This is a genomic window from Citrobacter sp. A316, assembly GCF_002042945.1.
Classification (GTDB): domain Bacteria; phylum Pseudomonadota; class Gammaproteobacteria; order Enterobacterales; family Enterobacteriaceae; genus Citrobacter; species Citrobacter portucalensis.
This window is the reverse complement of record NZ_MVFZ01000007.1, coordinates 27,390-42,750: the sequence shown is the minus strand read 5'-3', so window position 1 is coordinate 42,750 and position 15,361 is coordinate 27,390. Positions and strand designations below refer to the sequence as shown.

General features: G+C 53.2%; 16 protein-coding genes. 14 read left to right on the top strand and 2 right to left on the bottom strand.

Annotation, left to right across the window (positions count from 1 at the left end):
- Window positions 1–8: 8 nt before the first annotated feature.
- The 14 genes from aroB to BZK41_RS10315 all read left to right on the top strand — a co-directional run bounded on the left by aroB (window position 9) and on the right by BZK41_RS10315 (window position 13,474).
- On the top strand, window positions 9–1,097 hold the full coding sequence (aroB, locus tag BZK41_RS10380) for a 3-dehydroquinate synthase (RefSeq protein WP_003827681.1): 1,089 nt from the start codon (window positions 9–11) through the stop codon (window positions 1,095–1,097).
- Between the two features lie 96 nt (window positions 1,098–1,193).
- The gene (gene damX / locus BZK41_RS10375; RefSeq protein WP_079938104.1) at window positions 1,194–2,492 is read left to right on the top strand and encodes a cell division protein DamX; all 1,299 of its coding nucleotides are present in this window, start codon (window positions 1,194–1,196) and stop codon (window positions 2,490–2,492) included.
- A gap of 117 nt (window positions 2,493–2,609) precedes the next feature.
- Window positions 2,610–3,446 (top strand): adenine-specific DNA-methyltransferase, encoded by an 837-nt coding sequence (gene dam / locus BZK41_RS10370; protein WP_003023558.1) that lies wholly within the window; start codon window positions 2,610–2,612, stop codon window positions 3,444–3,446.
- A 17-nt stretch (window positions 3,447–3,463) separates the two neighbouring features.
- A complete protein-coding gene (gene rpe / locus BZK41_RS10365) occupies window positions 3,464–4,141 on the top strand; it encodes a ribulose-phosphate 3-epimerase (RefSeq protein ID WP_003023561.1) in 678 nt (225 codons plus the stop codon).
- A complete protein-coding gene (gph, locus tag BZK41_RS10360; protein WP_003837920.1) occupies window positions 4,134–4,892 on the top strand; it encodes a phosphoglycolate phosphatase in 759 nt (252 codons plus the stop codon). The genes rpe and gph overlap by 8 nt, the downstream gene beginning before the upstream one ends.
- Window positions 4,885–5,889 (top strand): tryptophan--tRNA ligase, encoded by a 1,005-nt coding sequence (trpS, locus tag BZK41_RS10355; protein WP_003827687.1) that lies wholly within the window; start codon window positions 4,885–4,887, stop codon window positions 5,887–5,889. Before gph ends, trpS begins: the two co-directional genes overlap by 8 nt.
- 166 nt (window positions 5,890–6,055) lie before the next feature.
- Window positions 6,056–6,961, top strand: coding sequence for a GntR family transcriptional regulator YhfZ (gene yhfZ / locus BZK41_RS10350; RefSeq protein WP_079938103.1), 906 nt, complete (start codon window positions 6,056–6,058; stop codon window positions 6,959–6,961).
- Between the two features lie 15 nt (window positions 6,962–6,976).
- On the top strand, window positions 6,977–7,339 hold the full coding sequence (locus tag BZK41_RS10345) for a PRD domain-containing protein (RefSeq protein ID WP_079938102.1): 363 nt from the start codon (window positions 6,977–6,979) through the stop codon (window positions 7,337–7,339).
- Between the two features lie 83 nt (window positions 7,340–7,422).
- On the top strand, window positions 7,423–8,586 hold the full coding sequence (locus tag BZK41_RS10340) for a YhfX family PLP-dependent enzyme (RefSeq protein WP_079938101.1): 1,164 nt from the start codon (window positions 7,423–7,425) through the stop codon (window positions 8,584–8,586).
- Entirely contained in the window at window positions 8,586–9,812 is a 1,227-nt protein-coding gene (locus BZK41_RS10335) for a phosphopentomutase (RefSeq protein ID WP_079938100.1), read from the top strand. The genes BZK41_RS10340 and BZK41_RS10335 overlap by 1 nt, the downstream gene beginning before the upstream one ends.
- Entirely contained in the window at window positions 9,809–10,687 is an 879-nt protein-coding gene (locus BZK41_RS10330; RefSeq protein WP_079938099.1) for a phosphotriesterase-related protein, read from the top strand. The genes BZK41_RS10335 and BZK41_RS10330 overlap by 4 nt, the downstream gene beginning before the upstream one ends.
- A 10-nt stretch (window positions 10,688–10,697) precedes the next feature.
- Window positions 10,698–11,051: a DUF2620 domain-containing protein gene (locus BZK41_RS10325; RefSeq protein ID WP_079938098.1), complete on the top strand. Its 354-nt coding sequence runs from the start codon at window positions 10,698–10,700 to the stop codon at window positions 11,049–11,051.
- Between the two features lie 11 nt (window positions 11,052–11,062).
- Entirely contained in the window at window positions 11,063–12,367 is a 1,305-nt protein-coding gene (locus BZK41_RS10320; protein WP_079938097.1) for a YhfT family protein, read from the top strand.
- Between the two features lie 12 nt (window positions 12,368–12,379).
- Window positions 12,380–13,474, top strand: a complete 1,095-nt coding sequence (locus BZK41_RS10315) for an aminotransferase class I/II-fold pyridoxal phosphate-dependent enzyme (RefSeq protein WP_079938096.1) — start codon at window positions 12,380–12,382, stop codon at window positions 13,472–13,474.
- Between the two features lie 68 nt (window positions 13,475–13,542).
- Here the strand turns inward: BZK41_RS10315 and BZK41_RS10310 are convergent, their stop codons facing one another.
- Window positions 13,543–13,713, bottom strand: a complete 171-nt coding sequence (locus BZK41_RS10310) for a YhfL family protein (RefSeq protein WP_048215416.1) — start codon at window positions 13,711–13,713, stop codon at window positions 13,543–13,545.
- Window positions 13,714–13,980: 267 nt separating this feature from the next.
- A complete protein-coding gene (gene cysG, locus BZK41_RS10305; RefSeq protein ID WP_079938095.1) occupies window positions 13,981–15,354 on the bottom strand; it encodes a siroheme synthase CysG in 1,374 nt (457 codons plus the stop codon).
- Between the last annotated feature and the right edge of the window lie 7 nt (window positions 15,355–15,361).

Below are 15,361 nucleotides of genomic sequence, written 5' to 3'. Positions count from 1 at the left end.
GTCGCGTAATGGAGAGGATCACAGTCACTCTCGGGGAACGTAGTTACCCTATCACCATCGCGGCTGGTTTGTTCAATGAGCCAGCTTCATTCTTACCGCTGAAATCGGGCGATCAGGTTATGTTGGTGACCAACGAAACCCTGGCTCCCCTTTATCTCGATAAGGTTCGCGGCGTACTTGAACAGGCGGGTGTTAACGTTGATAGCGTTATCCTTCCCGATGGCGAGCAGTATAAAAGCCTGACGGTTCTGGATACGGTTTTCACCGCGTTACTGCAAAAACCGCACGGTCGTGATACCACGTTAGTTGCCCTTGGCGGCGGCGTGATTGGCGATCTGACCGGTTTTGCGGCAGCCAGTTATCAGCGTGGTGTTCGTTTTATTCAAGTCCCGACAACCCTGTTGTCGCAGGTCGACTCCTCCGTTGGCGGCAAAACCGCCGTAAACCATCCCCTCGGTAAAAACATGATTGGCGCGTTTTACCAACCGGCCTCCGTGGTGGTGGATCTCGATTGTCTGAAAACGCTTCCTGCGCGTGAGCTGGCATCGGGGCTGGCGGAAGTGATCAAATACGGCATCATTCTTGACGGTGAATTTTTCAGCTGGCTGGAAGACAATCTGGATGCGTTGTTGCGTCTGGACGGTCCGGCGATGGCGTACTGTATTCGTCGTTGTTGTGAGCTGAAAGCAGAAGTTGTCGCAGCGGACGAGCGCGAAATGGGCTTACGTGCTTTACTGAATCTGGGACACACGTTTGGCCATGCGATCGAAGCTGAAATGGGTTATGGCAATTGGTTACATGGTGAAGCAGTCGCCGCAGGTATGGTAATGGCTGCCCGTACGTCAGAACGTTTGGGTCAGTTCACCTCCGCTGATACGCAGCGCATCATTACGCTGTTACAGCGAGCAGGCTTGCCGGTGAATGGGCCGCGTGAAATGTCCACCGAGGCTTATCTGCCGCACATGCTGCGAGATAAAAAAGTGTTAGCGGGAGAGATTCGTTTGGTGCTTCCGCGAGCGATAGGGAAGAGTGAAGTGCGCGGCGGAGTGTCGCACGAGGTGGTTCTTAACGCTATTGCTGATTGCCAGCAGGCGTAACAACAAGAAAGGTCAGGCTTACGTTGCGAAACGTAGGTTTTTTAGCTTCAGGTTATGTGCAAAGTCGTAAGCATTAACCTTTGAGTGGGGTGTTAAATGGATGAATTCAAACCAGAAGACGAGCTGAAACCCGATCCCAGCGATCGTCGTACTGGTCGTTCTCGTCAATCGTCTGAACGCGATAATGAGCCGCAAATCAATTTTGATGATGTTGATCTGGATGCTGACGATCGCCGTCCTGCGCGCGCACGCAAAGAGCGTGAAGAAGAGCAGGACATTGAAGAAGAGTATGAATCTGATGACGATGCTGTGGATGAAGAGCGTGTAGAACGTCGTCCGCGCAAGCGTAAGAAAGCGACCAGCAAGCCTGCCTCCCGCCAATATATGATGATGGGTGTGGGTGTTCTGGTACTGCTGCTGCTGATTATCGGCATTGGTTCTGCGCTGAAAGCCCCCTCATCTTCTTCCAATGAGCAGGCAGCATCTGGTGAGAAGAGCATCGATCTTTCTGGCAGCAATGCAACGGATCAGGCGAGCGCAACGGCTCCTGCAACGGGCGCTGAGCAGACCGCTGGCAATACCCAGCAGGATGTTTCCCTGCCACCAATTTCCTCTACCCCGACTCAAGGTCAGGCACCTGCGGCAACTGAAGGGCAGCAGCGTGTTGAAGTGCAGGGCGATCTGAACAACGCTCTGACACAACCGCAAGGTCAGGAGCAGGTTAACAACGCTGTGGTTAACTCTACGCTGCCGACCGAACCTGCGACCGTTGCGCCGATGCGTAATGGTAATGCTGTGCGCCAGACTGCGAAAACGGAAACGACTGAACGTCCTGCTGCTCCGCGCCAGGAACGCAAACAGGCCGTTATTGAGCCGAAGAGCAAACCGCAAACTACGGTGAAAGCGACGCCGACAGAGCCGAAACCTGTTGCTCAGGCAAAACCAACCGCAGCTGCGCCGACGACCACAACCAAAGCACCTGTGGTTACCGCTACGCCGAAGGCGACCGCTGAGCCGAAAGCAACCGCGAATACCACGCCTGCTCAGACCGCAACGCCTGCGCCAACCGCAACAGCGTCAACGCCTGTTGCTGGCGGAGCGAAAAGTGCAGGTAATGTTGGAGCGTTAAAATCTGCGCCGTCCAGCCATTACACGCTGCAGCTCAGCAGTTCTTCTAACTACGACAACCTTAACGGTTGGGCGAAGAAAGAAAACCTGAAGAACTATGTGGTGTACCAGACGACGCGTAACGGTCAACCGTGGTATGTTCTGGTGACAGGCGTGTATGCGTCTAAAGAAGATGCGAAACGTGCTGTGTCTACGTTACCCGCTGATATTCAGGCGAAAAACCCGTGGGCAAAACCGCTGCATCAGGTTCAGGCCGATTTGAAGTAAGATAGGATATGTTCTGCAATGGTTTGATGTTTCGCCCAATTGCGGGACAAAGACTAAAGCGCAGGATGCTGTCGGAGCTTTCTCCACAGCCGGAGAAGGTGTAATTAGTTAGTCAGCATGAAAAAAAATCGCGCTTTTTTGAAATGGGCAGGGGGGAAATACCCCCTGCTTGATGATATCAAACGGCATTTACCTCAGGGTGAGTGCCTGATTGAACCTTTCGTGGGTGCCGGGTCGGTGTTTCTCAACACCGACTTTTCTCGTTATATTCTTGCCGATATCAACAGCGACCTTATCAGTCTCTATAACATCGTGAAGACGCGTACCGATGAGTATGTGCAGGCTTCGCGTGAGCTGTTTATGCCTGAAACCAATCAGGCTGAGGTGTACTATCGGTTCAGAGAAGAATTTAATGCCAGCCAGGATCCGTTCCGCAGAGCAGTGCTGTTCTTGTATCTGAACCGCTTTGGTTACAACGGATTGTGCCGTTATAACCTGCGCGGCGAGTTTAACGTCCCGTTTGGGCGTTATAAAAAACCTTACTTCCCGGAAGCCGAGTTGTACCATTTTGCTGAGAAAGCGCAGAATGCGGAGTTCCATTGCCTCTCCTATGAAGAGTGCATGGACCGTGCGGATAGCAACTCTGTGGTCTATTGTGACCCGCCTTATGCACCACTTTCGGCGACGGCAAATTTCACTGCGTATCACACCAACAGCTTTAGCCCGAAAGAGCAGGCACATTTGGCCGAGATGGCAGAAAAGCTGGTCAGTAAGCAGATCCCGGTGTTAATTTCGAACCACGATACGCCCGATACCCGTGAATGGTACCGAGCGGCGAAACATTTTCAGGTCAAAGTGCGGCGCAGCATAAGCAGCAATGGCGGCACGCGTAAAAAGGTGAACGAACTGCTGGCACTGTATAAACCAGGAGTCGTAACGCCTGCGAAGAAATAAATCTCAAGGAGAAGCGGATGAAACAGTATTTGATCGCCCCCTCAATTCTGTCGGCTGATTTTGCCCGCCTGGGTGAGGACACCGCGAGAGCGCTGACTGCCGGTGCCGATGTCGTGCACTTCGACGTCATGGACAATCACTACGTACCGAACCTGACCATCGGACCGATGGTACTGAAATCGCTGCGTAAATATGGCATCACCGCCCCGATTGATGTTCACCTGATGGTGAAACCGGTCGATCGTATTGTCCCTGACTTCGCAGCGGCTGGCGCCAGCATCATTACTTTTCATCCGGAAGCCTCCGAGCATGTCGATCGCACTTTACAGCTGATCAAAGAGCATGGCTGTAAAGCGGGCCTGGTGTTCAATCCGGCAACGCCGCTGAGCTATCTGGACTACGTTATGGATAAGCTCGATGTGATCCTGCTGATGTCCGTTAACCCAGGCTTTGGCGGGCAATCCTTCATCCCACAAACGCTGGATAAGCTGCGCGAAGTGCGTCGTCGCATTGATGAATCTGGTTACGATATCCGTCTCGAAGTAGACGGCGGCGTCAAAGTGAACAACATTGGTGAAATTGCCGCAGCAGGCGCAGATATGTTTGTTGCAGGCTCCGCTATTTTCGACCAACCAGACTACAAAAAAGTCATTGATGAAATGCGCAATGAACTGGCGAAGGTAAGTCATGGATAAGTTTCAGGATATTCGGGGCGCTGCATTTGACCTCGACGGTACGCTGGTCGACAGCGCGCCGGGATTAGCCGCAGCGGTGGATATGGCGCTGTATGCGCTGGAACTGCCGGTTGCTGGTGAAGAACGCGTTATCACCTGGATTGGTAACGGTGCAGATGTACTGATGGAGCGCGCGCTGGCGTGGTCTCGTCAGGAGCGTGCGACCTTACGTAAAACGATGGGTAAACCGCCCGTTGATGATGATATTCCCGCCGAGGAGCAGGTACGTATTTTGCGTAAGCTGTTCGACAGATACTATGGCGATGTCGCAGAAGAAGGGACATTCCTGTTCCCTGATGTTGCCGACACGCTGGGCGCGCTGCATGCGAAAGGATTACCGCTGGGTCTGGTGACCAACAAACCGACCCCGTTTGTCGCGCCATTGCTCGAAGCATTAGATATCGCCAAGTACTTTAGCGTGGTCATCGGTGGTGACGACGTGCAGAATAAAAAGCCGCATCCGGATCCGCTACTGCTGGTGGCAAGCAAGCTTGGCATCAAGCCTGAGCAAATGCTCTTCGTAGGGGATTCACGCAATGATATTCAGGCGGCAAAAGCTGCTGGCTGCCCGTCGGTTGGCCTGACCTATGGCTACAACTACGGCGAGTCGATCGCGCTGAGCCAGCCCGACGTTATTTACGACCGTATTAATGAACTACTGCCCGCTCTCGGGCTTCCGCATAGCGAAAATCAGGAATCAAAAAATGACTAAGCCCATCGTTTTTAGTGGCGCACAGCCCTCAGGTGAATTGACCATTGGCAACTATATGGGTGCGCTGCGTCAGTGGGTGAGCATGCAGGATGACTACCATTGCATCTACTGCATCGTTGACCAACATGCCATCACCGTTCGTCAGGATGCTCAGCAACTGCGTAAAGCAACGCTCGATACGCTGGCGCTGTATCTGGCATGCGGTATCGATCCTGAAAAAAGCACCATTTTCGTGCAGTCTCACGTACCGGAGCATGCACAGTTAGGTTGGGCGCTGAACTGCTACACCTACTTCGGCGAGCTGAGCCGTATGACCCAGTTCAAAGATAAATCCGCACGCTATGCGGAGAACATCAACGCCGGTCTGTTTGATTATCCGGTACTGATGGCGGCTGACATCCTGCTGTATCAGACCAACCAGGTACCGGTTGGCGAAGATCAGAAACAGCATCTGGAACTTAGCCGCGATATCGCCCAGCGCTTCAACGCCCTGTATGGCGACATCTTCAAAGTACCTGAGCCGTTCATTCCTAAATCCGGCGCGCGCGTGATGTCTCTACTGGAGCCGACGAAGAAAATGTCCAAGTCGGATGACAACCGCAACAACGTGATCGGCCTGCTGGAAGATCCGAAATCTGTGGTTAAGAAAATCAAACGCGCGATGACCGACTCTGAAGAGCCGCCGGTTGTACGCTACGACGTGCAGAACAAAGCGGGTGTTTCCAATCTGCTGGATATCCTCTCTGCGGTCACCGGTAAGAGCATTCCGGAGCTGGAACAGCACTTCGAAGGCAAAATGTATGGTCATCTGAAAGGTGAAGTCGCAGAGGCCGTTTCCGGTATGCTGACCGAGCTTCAGGAGCGCTATCACCGTTTCCGTAACGATGAAGCTTTCCTGCAGAAAGTGATGAAAGAAGGTGCCGAAAAAGCCAGTGCCCGCGCATCTGTTACGCTGAAAGCCGTTTACGAAGCGATTGGTTTTGTCGCCAAGCCGTAATGCTTTCTGCGATACTCAAGAAACCGGGTTACGCCCGGTTTTTTTTCGCCTGTTCGTTTGTGAACCTCAAAAAAGTGTGAAGCGCCTCGACGTTTGCAAATTTCCTTATTGCGTTATATCTTCAATTTAATGAAGATATAAATATTCAATTTACTGAAAATATAAAATGCGTCGGACATTTATCAAAAAAGAAGGGGTTGTGCTGACAACCCTGGCCCGTTACCTGCTCGGTGAGAAGTGCGGTAACAGACTGAAAACTATCGATGAACTGGCAACCGAGTGTCACTCATCGGTAGGGTTAACCCAGGCTGCGTTGAAAACGCTGGAATCTTCCGGGGCAATCCGTATTGAGCGTCGTGGGCGTAACGGTAGCTATCTGGTGGAGATGGATAACCGTACGCTGCTAAAGCATGTAGATATTAATAACGTAGTTTGTGCGATGCCGCTGCCCTACACCCGTTTATATGAAGGGCTGGCGAGTGGGCTGAAGGCGCAGTTTGACGGGATCCCATTTTATTACGCACACATGCGTGGGGCTGATATTCGCGTGGAATGCCTGCTCAACGGCGTCTACGACATGGCGGTGGTTTCCCGTCTGGCTGCGGAAAGTTACCTTGCTCAGGCCGGACTACGCATCACGTTGGCACTGGGACCGCATACCTACGTCGGCGAGCATCAGCTGATTTGTCGCAAGGGCGAATCTGCAAATGTAAAACGTGTTGGACTCGATAACCGTTCGGCGGATCAGAAAATCATGACCGAGGCCTGTTTTGGCAACCGTGACGTTGAATTGATCGATATGCCTTATCACGAAAGCTTGCAGCGTATTGCGAAAGGGGATGTGGATGCAGTTATCTGGAACGTGGTTGCGGAGGCTGAGCTGGCGGTTTTGGGATTAGAAGCCACGCCGCTCACTAACGATCCTCGATTTCTGCAGGCCACGGAGGCCGTGGTACTTACTCGCGCAGAGGATTATCCGATGCAGCAGCTATTGCGGGCCGTTGTTAACAAAGAGGCGCTGCTTGCCCACCAACAACGTGTGGCGAACGGCGAACAGGAACCCAGTTATTAAGTGAAGGCGAACGACATGGAAAACAGGCTTAACCTGCTGTGTGAAGCAGGCGTTATCGACAAGGATATTTGTAGCGGCATGCTGCAAGTAGTCAGGCGGTTGGATGAAGAGTGGCGTTTGCCGATTCATAGCGAGCAAGGAACTATGGCGATGACCCATATGGCGAGTGCGTTAATGCGTAGTCGCCAGGGCGAGGTGATTGAAGCGCTGGATGGTGAGCTACTGGAGGAGCTGGCGCAATCTCATCTCTGGCCAACTATTTTGCTGGTACATCAGGCGCTGCTGAAAGAGTTCACGGTGGCGCTGCATGTGAATGAAGAAGGTTACATGCTGGCGAATCTGTATGGATTGTGGATGGCGGCGAACGAAGGCGTCTGAATTCAATGGGGAATTAGCCTATTACATCCTAAATATTCAAAAAAATGAATATTTAGCTGAAGGATTAGAAACGAGGCAGAGAAATGTTTATAGAGGCATTGAAACGCCAGAACCCCGCGCTTATCTCGGCTGCTATCGCGTTGTGGCAGCAGGGAAAGATCGCACCTGACAGTTGGGTTATTGATGTTGACCAGGTCATTGAAAATGGCAAACGCCTGCTGGATGTCGCCAGGCAACATGGCATCTCGCTGTATCTGATGACCAAACAGGTTGGACGTAACCCGTGGCTGGCGGAGAAGCTGTTACAGCTTGGCTATGAAGGCATCGTGGTTGTGGATTACAAGGAGAGTCGCGTCATGCGCCGTGCCGGGCTGCCGGTTGCGCATCAGGGACATCTGGTGCAGATCCCGTCGCGGCTGGTCAATGAGGCTGTAGCGCAGGGTACTGAAGTCATCACATTGTTTTCACTGGAGAAAGCGCGCGAAGTTTCGGCTGCGGCGGTGAAGGCTGGCTTCGAACAGAACGTGATGTTGAAGGTGTACGACAAGGATGATTTTCTCTATCCGGGGCAGGAAAGCGGCTTTCCGCTGATGTATCTGACGGATGTGGTCAATGAAATTCGCAGGCTGCCGGGCTTACGCCTGAGCGGGTTGACCCATTTCCCCTGCCTGTTATGGGATGAAAACTCAGCGCAGACGATACCGACACCTAATCTGCACACGCTGGTGAATGCCCGACGTCAGTTGGCGGAAGCCGGGATTGCCATTGAGCAGTTGAATGCGCCGTCAGCCAGTAGCTGTTCGTCACTCCCTCTGCTGGCGGAATACGGCGTCACCCATGCTGAGCCAGGTCATGCGCTGACCGGTACTATTCCTTCCAATCAAAAAGGCGACCAGCCGGAACGCATTGCGATGCTGTGGTTGAGCGAGGTATCGCACACGTTTCGCGGGGACAGTTATTGCTACGGCGGGGGCTATTACCGTCGCGGCCATGCGCAAAATGCGCTGGTCTTTACGCCGGAAAGTGACTCGCCGATCGCTGCGAAGCTCAAACCTGTGGACGACAGCAGCATTGACTACTACCTGCCTGTTGCCGGGGAGTTTCCGGTGAGCAGTGCGGTGATCTTCTGTTTTCGCACCCAGATCTTCGTGACGCGTAGCGACGTGGTACTGGTATCGGGGATTCAGCGAGGTGCAACTGAAATCGTCGCGCGTTACGACAGTCTCGGCAATATTCTGGAGGACTAATGGCCCGATTCGTGGTGTTAGTAATCGACAGTTTTGGCGTTGGCGCAATGAAAGACGTCACGCTGGTCAGGCCACAGGATGCAGGAGCGAATACCTGCGGCCATATCCTGGGCGAACTCCCGCAGTTACGCCTGCCGACGCTTGAGAAGTTGGGGCTGATTAACGCTCTGGGCTTTGTGCCGGGCGTGATGAAACCTTCAGCATCGGCGGTCTGGGGCGTTGCAGAGCTACAGCATGAAGGGGGAGATACCTTTATGGGCCATCAGGAGATTTTAGGCACGCAACCTCAAGCTCCGCTGCGGATGCCATTTAACGAGGTTATTAATAGCGTTGAGAAGGCGCTGAAAGCCGCGGGCTGGCAGGTGGAACGCCGCGGCGACGACCTGGCGTTTCTTTGGGTCAACGATGCGGTTGCGGTGGGCGATAACCTCGAAGCGGATTTAGGTCAGGTCTACAACATTACCGCCAATCTTGCCGTTATTCCGTTTGATGAGGTGCTAAAGATAGGCCGCGTGGTGCGTGAGCAGGTTCAGGTTGGGCGCGTGATCGCGTTTGGCGGTCAGCTTGCAGACAGCCAGCGTATTCTGGATGCCGCCGAAACCAAAGAAGGGCGCTTTATCGGCATTAACGCCCCACGTTCCGGCGCCTATGAAAATGGCTTCCAGGTCAGGCATATGGGCTTTGGCGTTGATGAGCAGGTACAGGTGCCACAAAAACTGCATGACGCCGGAATCCCTACCGTGTTGGTCGGGAAAGTGGCGGACATCGTTGGCAATCCGCACGGGCGCAGTTGGCAAAACCTGGTGGATAGTCAGCAGATCATGGATATCACGCTTAACGAATTTAACGCTGAGTCGACGGTATTTATCTGTACCAACATTCAGGAAACCGATCTCGCCGGGCACGCTGAAGACGTAGCACGTTATGCCGAACGGCTGCAGCTTGTTGATCTTAATCTTTCACGCCTTCTGGCCGCTATGGATCCAAATGACTGTCTGGTGGTTATGGCCGATCACGGCAACGATCCGACCATCGGTCACAGCCACCATACCCGGGAAGTTGTACCGGTTCTGGTGTATCGGCAGGGGCTGGAGCCTGCGCAATTAGGCGTCCGGGCGACGTTATCGGATGTTGGCGCTACGGTATGTGAATTTTTCGGCGCGGCGGCACCACAAAACGGCAGCTCTTTTCTTTCGGCATTACGCCTTACAGGAGACACCTTATGAATTTTGATCCGACGGGCTACACCTGGGTCCACGAACATCTGCATATAGATCTCTCCGGGTTCAAGAATAATCTCGACTGCCGGTTAGATCAGTACGATCTCATTTGTCAGGAAATGAAGGATCTCCGGGCGTTAGGCGTCAGCAACATTATTGAGATGACCAACCGCTATATGGGGCGTAATCCGCAATTCATGCTCGACCTGATGCGCGATACCGGAATCAATGTGATGGCGTGCACAGGCTATTACCAGGATGCGTTCTTTCCTGAACATGTCGCGGCCCGCAGCGTGGAACAGCTCGCGCAGGAGATGGTCGATGAGATTGTCATCGGTATTGATGGCACTGAATTGAAGGCCGGAATTATCGCCGAAATTGGTTCCAGCGAAGGGGTGATTACGCCGCTTGAAGAGAAGGTATTTATCGCCGCGGCGCGGGCGCATATCGAAACCGGACGTCCCATCTCGACCCACACCTCTTTTAGCACGATGGGCCTGGAACAGCTGCTGCTGCTGCAAGCGCACGGCGTCGACCTTTCTCGCGTAACCGTTGGTCACTGTGACCTGAAAGATAATCTCGACAATATCTTACGCATGATCGATCTCGGCGCGTATGTGCAGTTCGATACCATCGGTAAAAACAGCTATTACCCGGACGAGAAACGTATTGGCATGTTGCACGCGCTACGTAATCGCGGGCTGCTTAATCGCGTGATGCTCTCCATGGACATTACCCGCCGCTCGCATTTAAAAGCCAATGGCGGCAATGGCTACGACTACCTGTTAACCACTTTTATCCCACAGTTGCGCCAGTCAGGATTCAGCCAGGCCGATGTGGACACGATGTTACGTGATAACCCCTCACAATTTTTCCAATAAGGACAGAATCATGAAGAAGATTGGCGTTGCTGGCTTACAGCGTGAGCAGATTAAAAAGACCATCGAAACCACAGCTCCGGGCTGCTTTGAAGTCTCCATTCATAACGATATGGAAGCGGCGATGAAGGTGAAATCCGGACAGCTGGATTACTACATTGGCGCTTGTAACACCGGCGCGGGCGCAGCGCTGTCGATTGCCATCGCGGTGATTGGCTACAACAAAAGCTGCACTATTGCCAAGCCGGGTATTAAGGCGAAAGACGAACATATCGCAAAAATGGTTGCGGAAGGGAAAGTGGCTTTTGGTCTCTCCGTCGAACATGTTGAACATGCGATCCCGATGCTGGTTAACCATCTGAAATAAAAGGCATGACTATGGATCTGTATATTCAGATTGTGGTGGTGGCCTGCCTGACCGGCATGACGTCACTTCTGGCACATCGTTCGGCGGCCGTCTTTCATGACGGTATCCGTCCGATTCTGCCGCAGCTAATCGAGGGGTACATGAACCGCCGTGAGGCGGGAAGTATCGCGTTTGGTCTGAGTATTGGCTTTGTGGCGTCGGTTGGGATCTCCTTTACCCTGAAAACCGGCTTGCTCAACGCCTGGTTGCTGTTCCTGCCGACGGATATTCTCGGCGTGCTGGCGATGAACAGCCTGTTGGCGTTCGGTCTGGGCGCTATCTGGGGCATATTGATTCTGACCTGCCTGTTGCCGGTGAACCATCTGCTCACGGCGCTGCCGGTAGATGTACTGTGTAGCCTCGGTGAGCTGAGTTCTCCGGTGGTTTCCGCATTCGCACTTTTCCCGCTGGTGGCGATTTTCTACCAGTTCGGCTGGAAGCACAGCATTATCGCGGCGGTGGTGGTACTGATGACCCGCGTGGTGGTGGTGCGTTACTTCCCGCATTTGAACCCGGAATCAATTGAGATTTTTGTGGGGATGATGATGCTGCTGGCGATTGCCATTACGCATGATATTCGCCACCGTGGCGATGAAGAGATGGATGCCAGCGGGTTATCGGTCTTTGAAGAACGAACCTCGCGGATTATTAAAAACCTGCCGTACATCGCCATTGTCGGCGCACTGATTGCCGCCGTCGCCAGTATGAAGATTTTCGCTGGCAGCGAAGTCTCAATTTTTACGCTGGAAAAAGCTTATTCGGCAGGGATTACGCCGGAGCAGTCGCAGACGCTGGTGAACCAGGCTGCCCTGGCGGAGTTTATGCGCGGGCTGGGTTTTGTACCGATGATTGCGACAACGGCGCTGGCGACGGGGGTTTATGCGGTAGCGGGTTTCACCTTCGTCTTCTCCGTTGGCTATCTGGCGCCGAACCCGTGGATTGCGGCAATCTTTGGCGCGATCGTGATTTCAGCGGAAGTGCTGCTGCTGCGTTCCATTGGTAAATGGCTGGGCCGTTATCCGTCAGTGCGTAACGCATCGGACAATATTCGTAATGCAATGAATATGCTGATGGAAATGGCGCTGCTGGTCGGCTCGATCTTTGCTGCTATCAAGATGGCAGGTTATACCGGATTCTCGATTGCGGTGGCGATTTACTTCCTCAACGAATCGATAGGGCGTCCGGTCCAGAAGATGGCGGCCCCGGTCGTAGCGGTGATGATCACCGGTATTGTGCTGAATATTCTCTACTGGTTTGGTCTGTTTGTTCCGGCCTGAGGAGGCTAAAGCATGAAGACGTTCCCTCTGCAAAGCCTGACGCTCGCACAAGCACAGCAAAAGCAGTTTGCGCTGGTGGATACGCTCTGCCGTCACTTTCCTGGCGCTGATTTTCTGGCGGGGGGTGATATGGGGCTGGCCCCGGGGCTGAATCAGCCTCGGGTCACGCAGCGTGTGGAAAAGGTGTTGGCCGAGGCGTTTCATGCTGAGGCCGCAGCGCTGGTTCAGGGGGCAGGCACCGGGGCTATTCGCGTCGGGCTGGCTGCGCTGCTCAAACCCGGCCAGCGACTGCTGGTTCATGACGCGCCAGTGTATCCTACGACACAGGTACTCATCGAGCAGATGGGCATTCTCCTCATCAGGGCAGATTTCAACGATCTTAAGGCCATAAAGCAGGTCATTACGGAGCATCGCCCTGATGCCGCGCTGGTGCAGCACACGCGTCAGCAACCGCAGGATCGTTACGTGTTAGCCGAGGTGTTGGCGGAAATTGCGCAGTGCGGCGTACCGACGTTAACCGACGATAACTACGCGGTGATGAAAGTTGACGGTATTGGCTGTGAATGTGGAGCTACACTGTCTACCTTTTCGTGCTTTAAACTCTTCGGCCCGGAAGGCGTAGGGGCGGTTGTCGGCAAGGCGGAGGTTATCGCTAAAATCCGTGCGACACTTTATTCCGGCGGTAGCCAGATTCAGGGAGGGCAGGCGCTGGAGGTACTTCGTGGACTGGTTTTCGCTCCGGTGATGCATGCGGTACAGGCTGGCGTTTCCGAACGGTTGCTGGCGATGTTCAATAGCGGAGTGCTGCCCGAGGTGAAAAAAGCCGTCATCGCCAATGCCCAGTCGAAGGTGCTAATCGTGGAGTTTCACCAGCCGATTGCTGCCCGCGTGCTGAAGGCGGCGCAAGAGAGAGGTGCGCTGCCATACCCGGTGGGAGCAGAGTCAAAGTATGAGATCCCTCCACTGTTCTATCGTCTTTCGGGGACGTTTCGCGAAGCAAATCCGTCGCTGGGAGATTATGCGATCCGTATTAACCCAAACAGAAGTGGAGAACAGACCGTGCTGCGTATTTTGCGCGAGAGTGTGAGTGCGATAACATGTGAATGAGCATCGAATCTATAAATGCAAAAAACCGGGAGATTCCCGGTTTTTTTGTATCTGCGCAATCGCTTTTATTACTGATTTGCAGCCGGACCACAGCCACCAATAATTTTAGAAATCGAAATTGCTGGATGCAGGAAGTAATCGTAGCTGCAGTTATTTTTTGTGTTTTCGATATGACCAGTACACGCGGTCAGCGTAGCCAGAACACCAGCAATTAAGGTGATTTTTGCAAATTTCAGCATGTTAAAATCCTTGTAAGATATCTATTTTAAAATGGATGAAGTCCATTTCTCGGCGGTTAAGATATCAACTAAAATAAATTTTAAGTAGTCCGGATAAAGACATGGCAAGCTTTATATAATTAATGAATTAGATTACAGGTTAGTTATATTTTAATTAATGATTAATGGTCGGATTGCTGGGGGGGATATAGCGACTTTCGTTTATTATTTATTTCTGCTGGATGATAAATAAATGCCCTGAATATCAGGGCATTTATTAGCATTCAATTAATGATTCGAGAACCAGTTCAACTTATCGCGCAGGCCTACCACACGACCAACAATAATTAGCGCCGGGCTTTCAACCTGTTGTGCCAGCTCGCCCAACTGGGTCAGTACCCCGTTGACGACGCGTTGCTTCACGGAAGTCCCGTTTTCTACCAGCGCAACGGGCATATTGGGCTGCATGCCAAATTCAATCAGTTTTTCCTGGATGGTGGCTGCCTGGTTCAGTCCCATGTAGAACACCAGCGTCTGTTTTTCTGCCGCCAGGTTTTCCCAGTCCAGTTCTCCACCGGTTTTCAGGTGTCCGGTAACCAGACGTACGCTCTGGGCGTAATCACGATGGGTCAGCGGAATGCCGGAATAGGCGGAACAACCGGAAGCTGCAGTAATACCCGGCACAACGGAGAACGGAATGCCGGCGTGGCACAGCGTTTCCAGCTCTTCGCCACCGCGGCCAAAGATGAACGGGTCGCCACCTTTCAGTCGTACCACGCGCTTGCCCTGTTGTGCTTCACGCAGCAGGATTTGGTTGATCTCTTCCTGCGGTACGCAGTGATAGCCCGCGCGTTTACCGACGAACACCCGGTCTGCATCGCGGCGTACAAGGTTCATGATGTCGTCGGAAACCAGACGGTCATAGACCACGACATCCGCTTGCTGGATCTGCTGTAGCCCTTTCAGTGTCAGCAGGCCGGCATCGCCAGGACCAGCGCCAACCAGCACCACTTCACCACGGTGATCCAGCGGTTCGCTGAGCATTTGCTCGGTGGTTTCCTCGACGGCTTTCAGGTCATTGTTCGCCAACGACTGCGCCAGGCGGTCATTCACGAATAATTTTTCCCAGAAGCGGCGACGTTCACCCATGCTGGCAAACTGCTGCTTCACGCGGGAGCGCAACTTGCCGGCATACTGCGCGACCTGGCCCAAATGCTGAGGCAGTACGGATTCAAGCCTTTCACGCAGCAGACGGGCAAGCACCGGCGATGTCCCGCCGGAGGAGACCGCCACCATCAGCGGTGAGCGGTCGATAATGGAGGGCATGATAAAACTGGCTGCTTTTGGCGCATCGACTACGTTGCAGAAAATACGACGTGATTCTGCGGCGGTGCTGACGCTTTGGTTGACGGCATCGTCATCGGTGGCGGCAATAGCCAGCCAGCAGGTGTCGAGCAGGGACTCATCGAACGGCCCCTCAACCAGCGTCAGCATGTTTTCATCTGCCCATACTTTGAACTGCGGAATAAACGCCAGCGCATTAACCGTCAAACGGGCGCCTGCTTCCAGCAGTAACCGCGCTTTGCGTTCTGCGACATCACCACCGCCGACGATCAAGCAGTCGCGGTCACGTAGTTGACAAAATATAGGCAAATGATCCACGACATTA